Origin of the sequence: Bombilactobacillus mellifer, assembly GCF_000970795.1 — a bacterium.
Lineage (GTDB): Bacteria > Bacillota > Bacilli > Lactobacillales > Lactobacillaceae > Bombilactobacillus > Bombilactobacillus mellifer.
The window spans coordinates 35,058-55,266 of sequence record NZ_KQ034037.1 but is presented as its reverse complement, the minus strand read 5'-3'; the positions used below and the strand labels follow the sequence as shown (position 1 = coordinate 55,266).

General features: G+C 33.0%; 15 protein-coding genes and 1 pseudogene. 12 read left to right on the top strand and 4 right to left on the bottom strand.

Features of this window, described 5'->3' with window-relative positions:
• The first annotated feature begins 13 nt into the window (after positions 1 to 13).
• The 10 genes from JG30_RS09320 (at position 14) to JG30_RS08235 (ending at position 8,083) form a co-directional block, all read left to right on the top strand.
• A complete protein-coding gene (locus tag JG30_RS09320; RefSeq protein ID WP_179854065.1) occupies positions 14 to 367 on the top strand; it encodes a DUF5592 family protein in 354 nt (117 codons plus the stop codon).
• Between the two features lie 15 nt (positions 368 to 382).
• The gene (locus tag JG30_RS08275) at positions 383 to 1,222 is read left to right on the top strand and encodes a hypothetical protein (RefSeq protein ID WP_046318080.1); all 840 of its coding nucleotides are present in this window, start codon (positions 383 to 385) and stop codon (positions 1,220 to 1,222) included.
• A gap of 14 nt (positions 1,223 to 1,236) precedes the next feature.
• Positions 1,237 to 3,210 (top strand): P-loop NTPase family protein, encoded by a 1,974-nt coding sequence (locus JG30_RS08270; RefSeq protein WP_046318079.1) that lies wholly within the window; start codon positions 1,237 to 1,239, stop codon positions 3,208 to 3,210.
• A gap of 32 nt (positions 3,211 to 3,242) precedes the next feature.
• The gene (locus JG30_RS08265; RefSeq protein WP_046318078.1) at positions 3,243 to 3,533 is read left to right on the top strand and encodes a hypothetical protein; all 291 of its coding nucleotides are present in this window, start codon (positions 3,243 to 3,245) and stop codon (positions 3,531 to 3,533) included.
• Between the two features lie 23 nt (positions 3,534 to 3,556).
• Positions 3,557 to 4,876: a phage tail tip lysozyme gene (locus JG30_RS08750; RefSeq protein WP_052725284.1), complete on the top strand. Its 1,320-nt coding sequence runs from the start codon at positions 3,557 to 3,559 to the stop codon at positions 4,874 to 4,876.
• A 24-nt stretch (positions 4,877 to 4,900) separates the two neighbouring features.
• Positions 4,901 to 5,572 carry a hypothetical protein gene (locus JG30_RS08255; protein ID WP_046318076.1) on the top strand — a complete coding sequence of 224 codons (672 nt, stop codon included), beginning with the start codon at positions 4,901 to 4,903 and terminating at the stop codon, positions 5,570 to 5,572.
• On the top strand, positions 5,569 to 6,228 hold the full coding sequence (locus JG30_RS08250) for a hypothetical protein (RefSeq protein ID WP_046318074.1): 660 nt from the start codon (positions 5,569 to 5,571) through the stop codon (positions 6,226 to 6,228). Before JG30_RS08255 ends, JG30_RS08250 begins: the two co-directional genes overlap by 4 nt.
• A gap of 172 nt (positions 6,229 to 6,400) precedes the next feature.
• Positions 6,401 to 6,928 carry a thioredoxin domain-containing protein gene (locus JG30_RS08245; protein WP_046318072.1) on the top strand — a complete coding sequence of 176 codons (528 nt, stop codon included), beginning with the start codon at positions 6,401 to 6,403 and terminating at the stop codon, positions 6,926 to 6,928.
• A complete protein-coding gene (locus JG30_RS08745) occupies positions 6,888 to 7,811 on the top strand; it encodes a class A sortase (RefSeq protein WP_052725283.1) in 924 nt (307 codons plus the stop codon). The genes JG30_RS08245 and JG30_RS08745 overlap by 41 nt, the downstream gene beginning before the upstream one ends.
• Positions 7,808 to 8,083, top strand: coding sequence for a hypothetical protein (locus tag JG30_RS08235; protein WP_046318070.1), 276 nt, complete (start codon positions 7,808 to 7,810; stop codon positions 8,081 to 8,083). The genes JG30_RS08745 and JG30_RS08235 overlap by 4 nt, the downstream gene beginning before the upstream one ends.
• A 484-nt stretch (positions 8,084 to 8,567) precedes the next feature.
• On the opposite strand, the gene JG30_RS08230 is transcribed toward JG30_RS08235, so the two are convergent.
• The 4 genes and pseudogenes from JG30_RS08230 to JG30_RS09210 all read right to left on the bottom strand — a co-directional run.
• Entirely contained in the window at positions 8,568 to 10,007 is a 1,440-nt protein-coding gene (locus tag JG30_RS08230) for a type I restriction-modification system subunit M (RefSeq protein WP_046318173.1), read from the bottom strand.
• 790 nt (positions 10,008 to 10,797) lie between these two features.
• Positions 10,798 to 10,887 carry a putative holin-like toxin gene (locus JG30_RS09280; protein WP_143443937.1) on the bottom strand — a complete coding sequence of 30 codons (90 nt, stop codon included), beginning with the start codon at positions 10,885 to 10,887 and terminating at the stop codon, positions 10,798 to 10,800.
• A 506-nt stretch (positions 10,888 to 11,393) separates the two neighbouring features.
• The gene (locus JG30_RS08925; RefSeq protein WP_084616727.1) at positions 11,394 to 11,483 is read right to left on the bottom strand and encodes a putative holin-like toxin; all 90 of its coding nucleotides are present in this window, start codon (positions 11,481 to 11,483) and stop codon (positions 11,394 to 11,396) included.
• Positions 11,484 to 13,159: 1,676 nt separating this feature from the next.
• Positions 13,160 to 13,234, bottom strand: a pseudogene (locus tag JG30_RS09210) (putative holin-like toxin); the annotation flags it as partial.
• Between the two features lie 1,383 nt (positions 13,235 to 14,617).
• Between JG30_RS09210 and JG30_RS08225 the strand changes: the two are divergent.
• Both JG30_RS08225 and JG30_RS08740 read left to right on the top strand, forming a co-directional pair.
• Positions 14,618 to 17,095 (top strand): BspA family leucine-rich repeat surface protein, encoded by a 2,478-nt coding sequence (locus JG30_RS08225; RefSeq protein ID WP_143443935.1) that lies wholly within the window; start codon positions 14,618 to 14,620, stop codon positions 17,093 to 17,095.
• 279 nt (positions 17,096 to 17,374) lie between these two features.
• The coding region (locus JG30_RS08740) for a BspA family leucine-rich repeat surface protein (protein ID WP_052725282.1) at positions 17,375 to 20,209 on the top strand (2,835 nt) is incomplete at its 3' end.

Here is a 20,209-nt window from a genome sequence, read left to right as displayed (position 1 = left end):
GAAAGTGATGTGAATGATTCAATTTAATCGTAGTTTTGGTGCTCACTCCAATTTAAAACACGAAATAAAAATTTTAGGACCAATCTATTTAACAGATTTAATAGTGCTAATCAGCAGTTTTGTATTAATCAATTACTTTAAGTTTTTTTTTATAAACTGCAAATCTCCAATACCACAAACCATTTTTAATATTTGTGCAATTTTGCTTTCAATATATTCAATAATCAGACCATCTAGCAATCCTCAGAAAAGGAACTATCAGCTTTTATTTCTATCATTTCAAAGAAACAATAATTTCTTTAGAAGTATTAATGTATCTGTATTTGAACCAACTTCAATGATTTTCAATAAAAAACAGTCTAGTTAAAAAATGGCACATAACATGAATGATAATAACAAGAGAAATAACACACAATTAAACATTCCGCACTCAAAAAATAAATCAAAAGACACAAAACCTTTAATTCAAAACATTAATTCCAATAATTTAGTGATTCAAGAGACCCAAAAACAAAAGAAAAACATTTTAAACAATGGCAGTATTGCTAGCAATTTTATTAATAAATATATTCTTAAAAAAAATAGATTATCCAACGAACAAGAAGAAGATATACAGAGCACCATTGATAAACACTTTTTTAAAAGCTCTATTGACCTTTTAGGATACAAGGGATTAACGCATGATCCTAATCATTACTTGATTCTGTCTAATGAGTATAACGAAACAGTGGGTTTTGCAGAAATGATTAAAGTAGAGGGTCAGGCGTTAGCTGATTTGCCCAATGAAGCCATGAAAAGTGTTGTGAGTGATTTTATAGTTTTTTTACGCCAGTATCTAGACGATATTGAATTCATATCTCTGCCATTGCCCAATGATTCACACAAGCAACAAAATGAATGGACACTAAAACTTAATGAGGTAGAAAATTTATTAGCAAACAATAGTGACAAACTATCAGAACGTGAGCGGGAACAACTGTTAGCACAAAGAAAATATATCAAGGAAACCATAGCAATTTTTAAATCCATTGACATTAATCTACTGAACCAGGGGTATGTACTTATTGTCTATGAAAATACTATTCCACTACTAAAAAATGCAGTAAATAATATTTTTAGATTAAGTAGTAACACTTTACGCCTCCACAAAATGACCGTTAAAGATAAGGAAACATTATGTCATAGAATCAATAATCCCCTAACAGTTGGACACAATAATTAAACAGAGGCAAACCAATGAAATTTTCAGAATATGATAGAAGGAATTTAATTAGAAATGGTTATGATTTACAATTTATAGCCGACACTCAACCAGCGGGAAATATTAAGATTCACTCAGGTTATATTGAAATGGGAAATGCTTTTGTTACTTTCCTGGATGTTTATAAATATCCTAAAAATAATCTGGGCTTTTTTTGGCTATCATCATTAGTTAATCAGGAAAAGGTTATTGCCTTTTTAAGCATTGGCACACAAAGTAAACAAAAAATCCAAAGTGAACTAGATAGATCTATCAGTGAATTGCAATCTCGAATGATAGATTCACATTCAAAGGCTTCTGAAACTCTCGGCTCTGAGTCAGAAGCACAAAAGTTCTATCAGTTATTGAGCGATTTAGACACGGAATCAGAAACTGAAAAAAAGATTTTTTTACGACTAATGATCTACGATACTTCTCTATCAAAACTCTTAAATCACGTACAAGAAATTAGAGAGAACTATTATGCCTATGCAATGAGTAGATTCATTGATGAGCAAAAATACGATTATCAAAGTATCTTTATGCCGCTCTCAAAACAAGAAAAAATGGCTAATCATCGTCTAGCTAAGGACATTGAAGCATACGATCTAGGTGGATCATACATGTTCGATTATATCAACCTCATTGATGAAGGCGGTCATTACTTCGGGTTCACTCCAACAAATGGTGCATTCATATTTAATCCTTTTAACTTAAAAAACAATAATCGTACTCGAGTTTTTTCATTAGTAGCAGGTCAGTCGGGTATGGGAAAATCTACTTTTTTACAACAATTAAATGATGATGCATTTATGCGTGGAGAATATATTAGAAATTTTGATGTTTCTGGAGAATACACGCAATCTACATTAAATCAAAAAGGAATCATCATTGATACGACTAAAGAAGAAAATCAAGTTAACATATTCGAAATATTTCCTACTGTAACCAACTCTGCCGGAAACAAAATATCAGAAATAGGTTCGTTTAATCAAAATATTTCCCGAATTAAAACTACGGCACACATATTAGACGATAGTTTATCCAAAAATGACTTAAAAATGCTTGAAGGGCTTCTCAATCAATTTTATATCCAAAAGGGCATGTGGACTGTCAATCCACGCCACAATGCAGATAAAATTAACGTTTTAAATTTACCCCATGAACAATATCCTACGCTCAGTGAGTTTGTAATATTTTTGGAAGAACAGCAGCATTTAAAAGAATCTAAAATTTCTAATAATAACGTGGAATTAGAAAGTATCAAAAATATCACTCATACATTTAGATTATTACTGGAAAAACATAGTGATATTTTTGATGGCCACACTACAATCCCTAATTTAGAAAAAGAACGAGTAGTAACTTTTGATATGAGTGCCGTAAAAGCTATGTCGACGACTAGTTCGGATAATAAATTATTCCAAGCGCAATTTTTTAGCTATTTATCTTTAATTTCAAGTCATACCGTTAATAATGGCAAGAAGATTAGACAGAAAATTAAAAACCATCAACTAGTAGATGATCAATTAGGAATGAATATTGATTATTACTACATTAATATTGATGAAACTGAGGATTACTTTCAATTACAATTTCCTGATGTAGTTGCTGTTTTAGCTAATTTCATGGAAGAAATGAGAAAAAACTACGTGGGTATCACTCTAGCTTTTCCCACTTTAAAAGACATTTTAATCTCTAATGAAACAGGTTCAAAAGAATACTTTGAATATCAGCAAGCTGTAAATAAAATATTTGGGCTTATCCAGTATTACCATTTTTTCCAACTATCAAATGGTGATCAAAAAGCCATTAGTGAATATTTCAAAAGAAATCGCAGTGTAACTATTGAACAATTAGATACCTTAAAAAATCTAGAACCACATCAACTACTAACAACAATAGTTGGTGAACGTAGTTATCGTTGGGAAACACAACTTTTGGATGAACAGTTGGCTAGATATAAGTAATTATCTTTAAACTTCGTTACAGGAGAATAAAAATGCAATTTCCCAAAAAGAAGGGTACAAAAAATATTAATAACGAAAATACCCATGATCACGTTTTAAAACATCCTATTGTAAAACTCAGAAAAGTAACTGAAGAATACAAAAATCAAGAGCAATTACAAATTAACTCTCAGAAACAACTTCCCCAAAACATCATGAATGATAAGTATTTGATGACTTACCTCAAAAAGAAATTTAACAAGTTGTCCTTAACCAAAAAAGCAATTTATTTAGTTTTGTTTCTAGCAATTATAATTTTTATCCTGATGGGGATGATGAATTAGCTTAGCAATTAGAGGTATCCAATATGAAACTAAAAAATTCATTGTTTAGTTTTTTTAAAAAACATGTTTTTTTAATTCTTTTATCTATCATACCAATGCTAATGTTTCTTTTTGTAGGATTACTCATGCTAATCTCACTAATCAGTGAAGATGATGATGAATGCTCTCAAGATAGTGCAGAAGAAACCGAAATAATAAATAACCAGACTAATGGTGAATGGACTCAAGAAGGTACACAAGCTAACGCTAATGCCAAGGCAGAATTTATGAGAATTGGTAAAAAATGGGGTATAGGAGGAAATGGAGCAGCCGGTGCAGTAGGGAATACTTCCGTAGAAGATTCCAATTTTGATCCGATGCAAGCTGAAATTGGCTTTGGAGGGGGAAAAATTGACGATCCAAGAAGTTTTACTGGAGCTGTAGGAACACATGGTTACGGCTTATTTCAAGTTTCCCCAGGAGCAAATTATGGCAATTGGTCGAAGGCCAAAATACCTGTAAAAAATGACACTGAATCTGTTGAAAATGAAGTCGATTATATGTTCGAAGCATTCAATCAAACTCAAATATCGCATGGAATTTATAACGACAAAAAACATTTTAAACAATTACAACAAGTTAAAAACCCTACAGAAGGCGCAGATACCTGGTATAGACTCGTTGAAAATGGTGCTGGAACTAATAAGTTTCTGCAAAGAGAAGCTGGAGCTGAAAAAGCCTATACCATATTTGGAGGTGCAAATATTAATCCATCGAACGCAGAAATTGACGCGTTAAATACTGCTAACAACGGCATAGATGAAGACATGTCCAACGGATGTGATTTACTCGGTGATTCAGAAGGGTCAAATGACATAGTAGCTACGGCAAAAAAATTAATAGGTTATTTCACATATAGTCAGCCCAATAGAACTGATATTGGAAATATGGAAAAAATTGCTAAAGGTGATATTTCTGGAGTTAAAAGAGACGGACATACTGATTGTTCAGGATTTGTTTGGCTAGTTTTAAAACTCTGTAGCTATAACGTTAGTTCAACAATGTGGAATACATCAACTATGGAAAATGATGCTCTTGAAAACCACAAATGGCTCAAGAAAATAGATAAAAAAGAAGCTAAGCCCGGCGATGTAGTCATTGTTAACAGCGGATCAGGAGAAGGTAATAACGGTCATACTGCAATTCTAACTACACCATGGAAAGGAGATAAAACCGGAATAATACAAATGGGGGGACGTACTGAAAGAACTCACGTTAACGAAGATACATTTAAAGAATCTTTTTTATCGCTCATTAGTCAAAGCAATTCTTTAACTCTATGTAGACCTGTTAGTTCGCATTAAAAGCAAGATTGAAGGTGGCAATCAATGAGAAAAAAATATAAAACGAGTATAGCTATTCTTTTATGTATTTTAAATTTTGTATGTTTGAGTGTAGTTTATGTTAACAGAAATAATAATCCCCGAAATAAAGAACTAGCGTCAAAAATAAGCAATACTAAGGCCTATACTACAATTATTAAAAAAAAGTACTCTACATTATCCTGTGATTCCGTTATAGAGAACAATAAAAACAATTCTCAAGATACTGTCCATAAATTACAAACAGCAGAAGATAAATTAAGAGAAGGATTCAATTTAGCATTTAATAATACTCATAATCAAAGTGATTATAATAAGCTTAAAAAAAGGCTGCCTCGTATATTAGGAAATAATTTAGGGCATTACATTTGTAACGAGGTAAAGCCTCAGGAGAACGAATCTGGGGGCATATATACTGCATCAGATCATTTAAACAATCTTAACATTGCTACCACAACTCTTTCGTTTAAGCAGCCTGAAATATCCTTTTTAATACTTGTAGATTACAATACTCCCAAAATTCCTAATACAAGAGTAGGTGATTTAGATGAACCTGCTATATCAATTCATAAATATGATGTTTACTCTATTAAGTATGACACGCTCAACAACAATTTCCAATTAGTCAATACTAGTTCTAGTGACGCTGATGAAAAGGTTGGCGATAATATATCATGAATAATACATTGTTAAAATTAATAATAATAATCACTTCCGGTATAACTCTAGCAACCGCTTTTATTTATAAATCTGAAATGGACTACCATAATAATTTAGTAGCCGAACAAAACACATCACTAAATGAATTGAAGAAGCAAAAGCGAAGATATAAAACAAAGCAGCTTAAAGTTCAATATCAAGTTAAAAGTGCAATAAAACAATCCAAAAACCCCAATATAAAGTACATTGATAATAATAATTCAGATATTTCTAGGATTGCCCGGATATCTAAAAAATTCTTTTATATATACTACACATGGGATAATCAAAAGCAATATGCTAGAAGAACCGCATTAGTTTCTGATATTTGTAGTCCGAGAATTATATCTAACAAAAATCTCTTTGATAATGGAAAAGATTCTTTAGGTGGCAGTTATATTGATTCATTATCACTTCATTGCAGATTTAAAGAGCAAAAGGTTTCTATTTTAGATTTTTCACCTTTAGAAAATCATATTAATGCATTAATCCTAGTAACGTTTCAAAGTTGGCGTTCCAGCAAAGTTCAAGAATCTGATTCATCTAAAGGGCAAAGAATATTTAAAGTCACCTATGACAAAAAGCAAAATACAATTACTCAAATCAGTCCCATAATGCGTGTGAACATGGACTAAATACAACAGGCAAAAGCTCATATTAGTCTAATTAATATGGGTTTTTTATTGTAATTAACATTAAAAGTGTTAATATATATATAAACAAAATTGTTTAAACATATTTGTTTATATATATAGTTTAAGTATTTATAAATGATTTCTGTTAGTTAATAGAAGAAGGGGGGATTGAATGAAATTCCATATTCAGATAAATCGTTTTAGTTACTACATCGTGGCAGTTTTAACTATTTTATTAACTTTATTATTAACAATTAATGCAGCTAGATATATAACAATTAAAACCAATATCAATTCAATATCTAATTTCAAAAAGAACACTAATATAGAGCAGCAATTTGCAAATAATCAAGTAATCTTTTTTAAAGACTCTTGTCCAAAGTGTAAAAATATGATTCCTAAAGTTTTTATAACTAAACAACTGCTTTTACAAAATCGCCACACTATTTACGTTGATTTAGACAACATAAATAACAAAGAAACTATTGTAAGCAAATATCATTTGAAACAAGTTCCCACTAGTATCTACTGCCAGGGACTTAAAAAGTTTAAGCCAATACCATTAATTTCTAAACAGAATTTACTGGGTTTGGCAACAATGTTAGTAATAGAAATGTTATTAATCATTCTCAATTTTGAGTTAATAGTGAGGAAAAAAAATGTTCAAAAAAATTATAAACTTAACCAAACAAACGTTTAATTGGAAATATCTCTGTGGTTTATTGTTATCCGGGATATTAGTATTATTTCTAATTGGCGTAGAAAAAAACTCTGTGCACACATTAAATAAGCAACAGTATTCTATTAATAAAATAATTAAACAAAACCGTAACCAAATAATTTCCCATCAACAAAAAAACATAACCCATTCCAATTACAAAAATGTGTCTAAAAATGCAAAAGTTTCCGAGTATATTGCAGCTCGTAATCATTACAGCAAAACCATTCAAAAAAGTATGATTGGCCAACTAACTATTCCCAGTGTGCACATTAATTTACCAGTTTTCAGTGGAATGAGTAACGCTGCTTTATTAAACGGAGTGGGAACTTTTTCCAAAAAACGCTCAATGGGGCAGGGTAATTTTGTGATGATGGCTCATAATTTGCCAGCACAATATTCAGATGCCTTGCTGCAACCTTTATCTCAAATAAAACCGAAGGCTAAAATTCGGATTACAGATTTTAACAATGTTTATACTTATGAAGCTAGTTATAAAAACATTGTTGATAGCAGCAATATTAAACTTTTAGGACAAACCCACAAATCCATTGTCACTTTATTTAGATGCGTAGGAGAACATGGAACCAATAATCGTTTAATTGTACAAGGAAATTTAATATCCTCTCATCCTTATCAACAAAAAAATCAGAATAATTTACCTAGTCAAACATCATCGATCGCAATTCCCAAACGTTCAAACTTCGATAATTTCAATTTAAAAATGTTTCAATGGTTAGATTTAACTGGTGATTTCCAGAAAGATATTTTACAATTTATTATCGCTTGTCTACCAGCAATTATTACAATAGTGGTCCTCGGCAAAAAAATAATTTGGAATTTAAAAAAGGAATCAGCGCAATGAAAGAGAAAAAGAAGATTGATTATAGAAAGTCCAGTCAAGAATTAGTGAATCGAATTCAAACTGTTCCTAATGATGAACTATTCAATCAATCAACAGCAGCTAAACAATTACAGATTTCCAGGAACACGTTTACCAAATATTTTTTATCAGAGAGAGTATTAAAAACATTAAATATCGAATACAAAACTGTAGGAAAAAATAAAGTTTATGACGGAAAATCATTAAATAAAATCACAAATTACTATAAAAAGCATCCCAATTATTTTACTTAAAATTAAAGTAAATGAGCCCATCAGGGCTTTTTTTTTCGGATATCCGGCCTAGCCTGTCGCAACACATAAAAAAAGGCCTTCAGGCCTTAATATTAAGCTATTTCAATAATCTAAAGCATATAAAAAGGAGCTTTTTAAGCTCCCACATATTATTTTGTAAAAAAGGCTAATAATCCCGGTAATTCAATAAAAATTACATAAAAGAATAGCACAGTGACATAATGAGCGTGGTATAAAAATAATGGTAATTTTATAAAAACTAAATATGCACCTATCAAAATCAGAATAACTCTTACAAAATACATAAAGTTCGAATAGCAAAGCTTGAATACACTACTTAACAAATTAGCCAAGAATTTCAAATAAACCACCTCACTTAATCACACCGCTTCACCCTACAAATCAAATTATATAACGGGCGTATTCAGTTGTAAATACACAATATAAATAGATAATAAAATTCTTGCTAGTGAACATTAACAAGCTATTTCTTTCTAAAAGTATCAACATAACTCGGAATGTTAAGATTGAAATCATTTTCTTTAATCTCATCAAATTGAGCCAAATGAGCGTATTTTTTAATATCTTGACGTGCAGTATAAGCGGCTAAAATATGCTCTATATCTTCTTCCCGTAATTTATTTTGTGTTTTTACTTTTTCAAAACCTTTAGAAGCATCAATAAACATTACATCGCGATCTTGTTTATTTTTTTTCAGAACAAGAATAACCGTCGGAATGCCTGTACTGTAAAAAATATTTGCTGGCAGACCTATAACTGCATCAATAGCGCCATTTTCGAGCAATTGCTTTCTGATTTTGCCTTCCGTGCCGCCCCGAAAAAGTACGCCATGGGGTAACACAATCGACATGACACCGCTGTGCTTTAAATGGGAATATCCATGAAGTAAAAAAGCGTAATCTGCGTTTGACTTAGGTGGTAAAACTCCATAGGACGCGAAACGTGGATCATTTAAAAAGCTCTTATCAGCCGACCACTTTAAAGAGTAAGGCGGATTCATAACAACTGCGTCAAAGTCATGAATGTCTTTAGATAGCCAGTCTTCAGTTGGCCAGTCCTCAGTTAAAGTATCTCTATTTCTTAAATTCCTACAAGCTTGCTCAATATTATGCAGAATAAAATTCATCTTTGCTAATTTATATGTGCGGAAATTAATCTCTTGCCCATAGTAGGTAATGCGCTCAGGTTCTGTACTATATTTTTTAAAATTCAATAATAACGAACCTGTTCCCATAGTTGGATCATAAACATTCATTCCGGCAGAATAATCCTTATCTAATAAAGTTAAACGAGTTAGTAATTCGGAAATTTGTTGCGGTGTGTAAAATGCTTCGGCCTTTTTACCGGATTCTGAAGCAAATTGACTCAGCAAATATTCATAAGCATCACCAAGACTTACCGATGGATTTTTAACCAATTCAAATTTTCCAATCATCTGAAGCACTTCTGCTATAGTATTTGCTCTTTTTTGAGCTGTATTGCCTAATTCATTGGAATACAAATCATAATCAGAAAATATTCCCTGAAAATATGGAAATGATTCTTCTAGCTTGTTAAAAGCAGATTCTAATTGCGTTACTTTAAAGCTATTATTCTTAACTGAATTTAAAATACTCGTATAAGTGTCCGCAGGTTCTATGACATAGCCTAATGATAAATACAACTCAGTAATCAGGTCTTGCCTACCCACATTTTTTTCATAAAGTTTTTGGGCTTTATCTAAATTCCTATTAGGCTCGTCCATTAATAGTTCCCAAACGTTGTATAGCATATTGTCAGACAGATATTTATAAAAGATAGTACCTAACAAATAACTTTTATATTTACTTGTAGATATTTTTAAACGTAAAGTTTTCATTGCGCTAAGCAATTCTTGCTTCAGGCTCATTGTTGTGTTTGACATTTTTTTTATCCTCCAATACTTCATCTTTACTTTATGATTATATTATATAGCATAGCTATATAAATGTAAAGAGTAAATATAAATAAAAAGCAAATTAATAATATCCAAATTAAAAGCAAGGTTAATTAATGAATTCAGCCCCGCAACTTTCTTTACCTGAGCCACTTGTAAAGTAATTTTTCCCTTTTTAGTAACAACAAAAATTCACGCGTAAATAAGAATTTACTCACATCCTTCCCTTCTGAACCACCAGGGCTTTAAGAATATAAGTAAGTCTATATAAATATGTACTGGAATTATAATTTGCACACTTTAAAAGTGTATGTTAGGTTCATGTCTTAAAATAGTGAATGCTGCATCTTAAATTAAATAGTATAAAGATACTAACCGTAATGTAGATCATTAATCTTCAACAAACTGTTTTAATAGTTTTGAATTTTTTAAATCAATCTGAATCAAAAATGTTTTGTAGGTTTTATTTTTAACTTTGACTATTCGTCATTTAAGTTATGCTAATTTGAGGTTTATTTTATCGGCAGCCGCTAAAGTGTAAAATTAAATCTAGCAGCTGGCGGGCGGCGGAGGAGGTTGGAGCCCCCAGCTGCTTCCAAAATATGGTACCCAGATTGTACATTTAAAAAAAAATATGTTATACTTACAACGTAGAACGATGAATGATGTATTAACATCATGACATAAAAAGGAACTGATTACATGCCGGTAATCAGTTCCCTGCAAATCGTTTTAGTGGCTTAAATGTTTTATAAATAGTCTAAAAAATATTTTTAGACTATTTTTTATTATCCAACATTAATGCTATGAGGGCAATTATCAAATTGCCAAACATAAGCATTAACATTAAAGTGTCTTTGATAGACACTTTGTACTCCTTTTCTGAAGGATACGGTCATGAAGGTTTTTACACCATAGGCACCACCTACCTTTTAGAAAAGTAAGCCACTATCACTGTTTGCATCATCATTATACCAAAAATATATAAGTTTGTCAACCTCAAACCCTTGTGCCGCAAGGGTTTGAGCCGCTTTTTTGCTAAAGTGGATTATTTCCTTTTTATGTGTGTAGTACATTGGAGACCCTAAATATTATAAAAAATCATTGTGGATCAATTAATGATGTATTAGATAATTGATTCAAAAGTACTGAAGTACTGAAGACCTACAAGTTAACAAGAATATGATGCCCAAATTGTACATTTAAAAAAAATATGTTATACTTACAACGTAGAACGATGAATGATGTATTAACATCATGGCATAAAAAAGGAACTGATTACCTGCATGTAATCAGTTCCCTGCAAATCGTTTTAGTGGCTTTTAAATATTTTATAGTCTAGAAAGGTCTAAAAATTTTTAGACCTTTTTTAGACTATTTTTTATTATTTGACATTAATGCAATGAGGGCAATTATCAAATTGCCGAACATCAGCATTAACATCAAAGCGTCTTTTACAGACACTTTGGACTTCCCTTCTATAGGTTTTATTGTTTATGTTATTTATCATACATAAGCACCACCTACTTTCTAGAAAAGTAAGCCACTATCACTCAATGCACCATTATTATACCAAAAATATATAAGTTTGTCAACCTCAAACCCTTGTGCCGCAAGGGTTTGAGCCGCTTTTTTACTAAAAAGAATTACTTCATTTTTATGTGTGTAGTACATTGGAGACCCTAAATATTATAAAAAATCATTGTGGATCAATTAATGATGTATTAGATAATTGATTCAAAAGTACTGAAGACTTACAAGTTCACCAATCCTTAACAAATGGGTTTAATTAGATTATTTACTCTTACTCAGAAAAACGTGATTACTGAATTGTCAAACATTATCATTAATGTTAGAATGATTTTGGCAAATACTTTTCTACTCATTTTCTTAAGGATCTGGAGTTTAAAGTTTTTACACCATAAGGATTTCTTCACTTTGAGAAAAGCAAGCCGTTATTATTCATTACATTATATTTTTTTAAAGACGATCAAACTATTTTAATATAATAGCTTGGTCGTTTTTAAGTTTTATTAATTAACGTTATACAATAATTTACGCAGACTCAAAGACAAAGATTGCGGGTTACTTTCCCAGTCGAAGTCTTTTGAATATGACTTTAGATTCGCAATCTAAATATAGATGTTGCCGCGGTAACGGAGGAGGCGGTTGGAGTCCGCGGCAACATACAAAATTTAGATGCTCATTGAATGATATTTCAAAAAAAATATATTAATGACTAGTGCTTGTTAATAATTAGTTTAAAAATGTAAGCTAGATCAAGGTAATTTTTTAAATAAAAAAATCGGGCTTAATACAAACTGACAACAGTCAAAGATGATAATATCTAATATGCTATTTGAACATTCTGCTCGAATTAGATGGCCAACTATATACATGTATCTATTAATAATAAATGGGTTGTTTGAATAACTAAATATGCTAAACTGCAGCTAATTTTGAACTTTAGAGTTATTCATGATCGATTACGATTATTCATTTACAAGTACTATTTAGTACTTAAAAGCCCTCATTTTAAAATTTAGTCTTATGTTCCCAGGCGTTGCTAAAAAAGGTGTCAGAATAAAGCTGATATAATACTTTTGTCATTTGCCTAAAAAGAAGGTATATTTCACTACTGCAGTATTGATTTACTTTGATTATTGTCCCTGTAGGAGGGAGAAGTTTTAAAACTACTTACTGACAGGTTAGAAACGCAGAAAATAATAAACAGTAAGTTAACATCTAACTGCATAAAAAAACCAACCCATTTGCGGTAGGACTGGCTTTTGAAATTTTGGGCTTTATTGCTAATATGATATATGTATCATAACATGAACCTAGGGAAGTAATCGTTAACCAACCTCAAATCATAAGCTATTGATGTTTAAACTGTAGCAGCTGGAGGGCAGCGGAGGAGGCTGGCGCCCCCAGCTGCCACCAAAATATGATACCCAAATTGTACATTTTAAAAAAATATGTTATACTTACAACGTAAAGCGATGAATGATGTAGTAACATCATTGCATAAAAAAGAACTGATTACATTGCAGGTAATCAGTTCCTAGCAAATCGTTTTAGTGGCTTTTTAAATTGAATTAATAGTCTAAAAAATATTTTTTAGACTATTTTTTATTATTCAATATTAATGCTATGAGGGCAATAATTAAATCGCCGAACATTAGCATTAATGTTAAAGCGTCTTTTACAGACACTTTTTACTTCCCTTCTATAGGTTTTGTTGTTTATGTTATTTATCATACATAAGCACCACCTACTTTCTAGAAAAGTAAGCCACTATCACTCAATGCACCATTATTATAACAAAAATAGATTGGTTTGTCAACCTTAAAACCTTGTGCCGCAAGGGTTTAAGACACTTTTAACTAAAATTAATTACTCTATGTTTGGAGGTTTAGTAAGCAGAAAAACTTAACTGCTATCAAAAATCCTTTTTAATAATTAAATTGTAGCTTTAAAGATAATATGCTATATTTGCATTATGAGGCAGTAAATGGTGCACTATATTTATTGTCTCAATAGGGGCTGAAGCCGAGGAAGTTAATCAGTCCCTAGCAATCGGTTTTAGTGGCTTTAAGATAAATTATATAAATAGTCTAAAAAATCTTTTCTAGATTATTTTTTAGCATTAATGCGATGAGGCAGATTATTAAAGTAAAAAACATTAATGTTAAAGCTTATTTAACAGATACCTTTTTGACTTTCCTTTCTATAGGATCTGGAGTTTAAGGTTTTTACACCATAAGCATTACCTACTTTTTAGAAAAGCAAGCCACTATGACTCATTGCACCCAATTTTTTAAAGACGATCAAACTGTTGTAATAACAAGGGTTTGATCGTTTTTAAATTTTATTAATTAAAGTTATAAAGCAATCCATGCTTATTCAAGGAGAAAGCTTGGGGTTAATTGCTCAGTTGAATTCCTTTGAATATAACTTTAGATTTACAATCTAAATCGAGATGTTGCCGCGGTAACGGAGGAGGCGGTTGGAGTCCGCGGCAACATCTAAAATGCATATGCTAATCGAATAGTATTTTGGAATAAATATACAGATAACAAATGATTGTTCGTAATTATTTTAAAAATACAAGTTATATCAAGCCAGTTCTTTAAATAGCCAAACTCGGGTTTAGTACAACTATACATGAGTTATATGGCCTAACTATATACATGTATACAGCAATAATAAATAGAATGCTTGAATCAATATAATCGTATATGTTAGACTGTTACTGGTTCTTAATTCTGGGGTGATTAAGAATCAATTACAATTGCTCATTGTAACTTTCATTTTTACTTTATAATCCCAAAATTCCCTTGCCAAAATGGCTTGGGAATTTTTCTATTTTCAGTTAGTACTCTTCCATTAGGAGGAGTTTTTTTGTAGTATTTTTTAAATTAATCGACTAGAAATAAATGATGTTCTTTGAATCAATTGATTAGCTAAGTATTTTAGAAATTCAATAAGTCCGCATGGATAATCTTTAAATCCATTATTCATTCAATTGAGTGCTAAGATGAACCCATGATCGATTGTGTAAGATCTAACTCATTAAAAAAAGAAGATGGATAGTTTTGAATACAAAGAAAAGTCTTACTATAACCACAACGTTTGTAGGTTTAGTTTGTGGTCTTATTTTGAATCAACAACAATCTGCCGCTGCAACTACCGATAAGCCTGACTATACCATCACAAGTATGGTAGCTTCTCAGAGTTCAGCAACTACCACTATTCCCGCTAAGAATGACGGATCAATCCAGAATAACCAGACTCCCATTCAACCAACCAATTCCCAAAAGGCTGCAAATAATACGAATAACAACGCTGAGACTGCTAACCAGAATCAAACTTCTGTAACCCATTCAACAGCTTCTCCTGAAGCTACCGCAGCTGTACAAAGTAGTACTTCAAATAACAACAGTGATTCAACAGTACAACCACAACAGGCAGCTGCCTCGTTAGCTAATAGCGCTAGTGAGACTACTCAACCAGTAAGCCAATATACAGCACCAGCAAACCCGCAAGCTAACAAATCAACAAATAGCGCCAACAATACCTCAACTACTACGGATCCCCAATTAGAAACAATTGCCCAAGGTACTTGGGGCACCAGTAAGTGGGAATATACGCATCAAGGTGATGACTATATCTTACATTTCCATGAGGGGACCTTCGGTGCTAGCAGTCCGAAAACTATAATAGATCCAAATAATAGTGCCCTATATCATTACTTAGGTAGTATAGGTGCTAGCCCCGAAATCTTCAACAGTAACTGGCAATGGAGTGAAGCACTAACACAAATTATCATTGATCCGGGCGTTATAGCTAATCGGGATTCCAGTTATTTATTTGGATATTTAAAAAATCTAAAAAAGATTATTGGTCTAGCTAATCTCGATACTACTAACGTTACTAATATGTCATATATGTTTGCTGGATGCTCAGGATTAACTAATTTAGATCTCAGCAAGTTCAATACTGATAAAGTTACTGATACGTCTAGGATGTTTTGGGGCTGCAACAATTTAACGAATTTAGATCTCAATCATTTCAACACTTCTAACGTTACTGATATGTCTTGGATGTTTGGAGGCTATCAAGGAGCTAGTTTAGATCTTAGTAAGTTCAATACTGCTAACGTTACTAATATGGCCGGGATGTTTGATGGCTATCAAGGTTCCCAACTAGATCTCAATAATTTTGATACTTCTAAAGTGACTGACATGAGTTATATGTTTGCAGGTTGCGCATTAACCAGTTTAAATCTCAGTTATTTCAATACCGCTAACGTTACTAATATGTCTGGTATGTTTCTTGGGTGCTACAAATTAAATAGTTTAGATCTTAGTAAGTTCAATACGGATAATGTTACTGATATGAGTTACATGTTTGATGGCTGTAATAATATCACCAGTTTAGACTTAAACAATTTCAATACAGCCAAGGTTACTGATATGCGTTGGATGTTTTATGTTTGCTCGGGATTAAATAGTTTAGATCTCAGCAGTTTTAGTACAATAAATGTTACTAATATGTACTCGATGTTTGCTGCTTGTGATAACTTAAATCATTTGATTTTAGGACCTGACACTCTTTTCAATAACTACGCTGCATTACCCCATATTCCAAAGACCGGTACCAACATCCCTGGTAAGGATCGGGTAGTTGCCTCACCCTATTGGGTAGCCACCAGTGGTTACCAACAGGGACACAAATATACTGCTGATGAATTAATGACTTTAACGGGACGTAATCAGGTTACCACTTATGATTGGGACAGCACTCCTGCGTTTACCCAAACGACGGAAACTAAAGCTGTTACACGCGCCATTAGAATTCATCAACCTGATGGTTCTCTGAAAACAGAATTACAAACCGTGATGGTTCATCGTCCGGTTACAATTAATCCTGATGGATCCAAAACTTACGGAGCTTGGTCTACAGCCCAGTGGGACGCTTACCAGATTCCTGAAATTGCCGGATATCAAGCCAGTGATTCCTCCATTGCCGCCCAAACAGTGAACGGAGAAACAGTAGATGAAACTATTAATGTCCACTATCAACCACAATTACAAACAGTCGAAATTCAGTACCTGGATCAAGGACAAATCGTAGGTAAACAAACCATTACGGGCTATACCGGCCAAACGATTGTGCCGAATTATCAAGTGCCTGAGGGATATGAGATAACCACAGCAACGCCGGCAACAATTACGATTGATGGCTCAGGTAAGCAAATCATTCAGGTTAATGTCAGTCACAAACAAGAAGAAAGCATGGAATATAAGACCATAACCCGGACAGTGAATTTACATCAGACGAATGGTCAAATTAAGACTTACAACCAAGTAGCTTTATTACAACGCAGTGTCCAAATTGATATAGTGACCGGCAATGAAACTTACGGGCACTGGAATACTGGTTATTGGGATGCGATCAACATTCCTACAGTAGCCGGTTATACTGCTAGTCAAGACCAAGTAGCAGCGCAACTGGTCACGGATCAAGATAGTGATCAGACTGTTGATGTCTACTATACTCCGAATAACTAGGTTTTTAAGCAAAATCCTTCCTACAAGGAAGGGTTTTTTTTTATGTAATAAATTCATTATATATTAGAAAGCTACTAAGGAATCAGTTACTGATTTTAAATAGGCGCAAAACTAATTATTTCTACAGCTTAGTTAATTGCATTTCAGCTAATGGAGTCCCTTGATCATGATCATTGTGAACATTCAAAATAGATTAATTTATTTCTTCATAAAGTGCTAAGATAAATTTGTAATCGGTTCTATAAGGTTATATCTAAACTTACATAAGGAGGAATTGTTTTGAATCAAAAGAAAAGTATCGCACTGACCACAACATTCGTGGGTTTAGTTTGTGGGTTTGTCTTAACGCAACAACAAGCGGCTGCGGCAGCTATAAACGCTCCAGACCCCACAGCCACGAGTATGGTGGCTCCGCAAAGTACGTTAACTACTAAATCTGCGAAATCTAATGAACCTAATCCAAATGAACAGCTTGTCAATCAGCAGACTAGCACACAAAAAGCTGTAACTAATACGGACATCGGAAGCGAGACTGTTAACCAAAACCAAATTCCTAGAACTCAGTCTACAGTTTCACCTGCGACGAACATAAGTAAAGAACCAGCTACTTCTAATAACAATCCGACCACTTCCGCACAACCACAACAGGAAACGGTGGCTCAGAACACGGCAGCTACTTCGTCAGCTAATAGTGCTAATGAGGCTACTCAGCCAGTAAGCCAACCTACGGTACCAGCGACCCCGCAAGCTACCGATTCCACAAATAATGTCAATACCGCTTCAGCTACCACAGATCCTCAAGTAGAGACGATTGCCCAAGGCACCTGGGGCACCAGTAAGTGGGAATATACGCACCAAGGTGATGATTATATTTTACATTTCCATGCAGGAATTTTGGGCGCTAGCAGTCATGGTTATGTTGACAGTAATAATTATTTTCTTGGTAGTATTGGCAAAAGTCCCGAAATCTTCAACGGTAATTGGCAATGGAATGAAGAGCTAACACAAATTATCATTGATCCAGGCGTTATAGCTAATCAGGATTCCAGTTATTTATTTGGAGATTTAAGAAATCTACAAAAGATTATTGGTTTAGCCAATCTCGACACCGCTAACGTGACTAATATGTCGGGGATGTTTGAAAGCTATCAAGGAGCTAGTTTAGATCTCAGTCATTTTGATACGTCCAACGTGACTAATATGTCGGGGATGTTTTTAGATTATCAAGGAGCTAGTTTAGATCTCAGTCATTTTGATACGTCCAACGTGACTAATATGTCGGGGATGTTTGAATTCTATAAAGGTCCTCAACTCGATTTCAGTCATTTGAATACCGCTAACGTTACTAATATGAGTGAGATGTTTGAACGTTGCGATTTAACTAATTTAGATCTCAGTAATTTCAATACCGCTAACGTGACTGATATGAGTTATATGTTTGAAGCTTGCGGATTAACTAATTTAGATCTTAGCAAGTTTAATACTGCCAAGGTTATTGATATGTCTGATATGTTTTCTGGGTGCTCGGGATTAACTAATTTAGATCTTAGCAAGTTTAATACTGCCAAGGTTATTGATATGTCTGATATGTTTTCTGGGTGCTCGGGATTAACCAATTTAGATCTTAGCAAGTTTAATACGACTAACGTTACTAATATGTCGGGGATGTTCGCGGGCTATAAAGGTTCCCAACTAGATTTAAGTCAGTTTGATACTGCTAACGTGACTGATATGTCTTGGATGTTTTTAGATTATCAAGGAGCTAATTTAGATCTCAGTCATTTTAATACCGCTAACGTTACTAATATGGCCGGAATGTTTTATGGATATAAAGGTTCCCAACTAGATTTCAGCAATTTCAATACTACAAATGTTACTAATATGTCTTGGATGTTCGCGGGCTATAAAGGTTCCCAACTAGATCTCAGTCATTTTGATACGTCCAACGTGACTAATATGTCGGGGATGTTTGAATTCTATAAAGGTCCTCAACTCGATTTCAGTCATTTGAATACCGCTAACGTTACTAATATGAGTGAGATGTTTGAACGTTGCGATTTAACTAATTTAGATCTCAGTAATTTCAATACCGCTAACGTGACTGATATGAGTTATATGTTTGCTAATTGCTCTAGTTTAACTAGTTTAGATCTCAGCAAGTTTAATACTGCCAGGGTTCATAATATGGCTGATATGTTTGCTGTATGTTCAGGATTAACTAGTTTAGATCTTAGCAAGTTTAATACGGCTAATGTTACTAATATGAGTCAAATGTTTTGGAAGAGTAAAAATTTAGCTAATTTAGATCTCAGCAATTTTAATACGGCTAAGGTTACTAATATGCGTGAAATGTTTTATGGGTGCTCGGGATTAACCAATTTAGATCTCAGCAATTTTAATACTGCCAAGGTTATTGATATGTGTGAGATGTTTGATGGGTGCTCAGGATTAACCAATTTAGATATTAGCAAGTTTAATACGGCTAATGTTGATAATATGTATTGTATGTTTGCTAATTGCTCTAGTTTAACTAGTTTAGATCTCAGCAGTTTTAATACCGCTAACGTGATTGTTATGGCTGAGATGTTTGAAGATTGCTCTAGTTTAACTAGTTTAGATCTCAGCAGTTTTAATACCGCTAATGTTCATAATATGTATTGTATGTTTGCTAATTGCTCTAGTTTAACTAGTTTAGATCTCAGCGGTTTTAATACCGCTAACGTGACTGATATGGGTGAGATGTTTTCTGATTGCTCGAAATTAAATAATTTAAATGTTCGCAATTTCAATACCACTAATGTCGCATATATGCGTAGTATGTTTGGAAATTGCAGGGAATTAACTAGTTTAGACCTCAGTAGTTTCAGTACCACTAATCTTAATGATATGGTTGGTATATTTAGTGGTTGCTCAAAATTAAATCATTTGATTTTAGGTACCATCTTTCAAACACACTATGATGAATCTCTTCCAAAAGTACCGAACACCGGAACCAGAGTTCCTGGTACTAATCGAGTAGTCGCCTCCCCTTATTGGATAGCCACCAGCGGTTATCAGCAGGGACATAAGTATACTTTTAATGATTTAATGGAATTAACCGGCCGCGATCAGGTG

Coding starts and splice junctions, on each gene's coding strand:
- JG30_RS09320 (WP_179854065.1), top strand. CDS start 14: ATGATTCAATTTAATCGTAGTTTTGGTGCTCACTCCAATTTAAAACAC.
- JG30_RS08275 (WP_046318080.1), top strand. CDS start 383: ATGAATGATAATAACAAGAGAAATAACACACAATTAAACATTCCGCAC.
- JG30_RS08270 (WP_046318079.1), top strand. CDS start 1,237: ATGAAATTTTCAGAATATGATAGAAGGAATTTAATTAGAAATGGTTAT.
- JG30_RS08265 (WP_046318078.1), top strand. CDS start 3,243: ATGCAATTTCCCAAAAAGAAGGGTACAAAAAATATTAATAACGAAAAT.
- JG30_RS08750 (WP_052725284.1), top strand. CDS start 3,557: ATGAAACTAAAAAATTCATTGTTTAGTTTTTTTAAAAAACATGTTTTT.
- JG30_RS08255 (WP_046318076.1), top strand. CDS start 4,901: ATGAGAAAAAAATATAAAACGAGTATAGCTATTCTTTTATGTATTTTA.
- JG30_RS08250 (WP_046318074.1), top strand. CDS start 5,569: ATGAATAATACATTGTTAAAATTAATAATAATAATCACTTCCGGTATA.
- JG30_RS08245 (WP_046318072.1), top strand. CDS start 6,401: ATGAAATTCCATATTCAGATAAATCGTTTTAGTTACTACATCGTGGCA.
- JG30_RS08745 (WP_052725283.1), top strand. CDS start 6,888: ATGTTCAAAAAAATTATAAACTTAACCAAACAAACGTTTAATTGGAAA.
- JG30_RS08235 (WP_046318070.1), top strand. CDS start 7,808: ATGAAAGAGAAAAAGAAGATTGATTATAGAAAGTCCAGTCAAGAATTA.
- JG30_RS08230 (WP_046318173.1), bottom strand. CDS start 10,007: ATGTCAAACACAACAATGAGCCTGAAGCAAGAATTGCTTAGCGCAATG.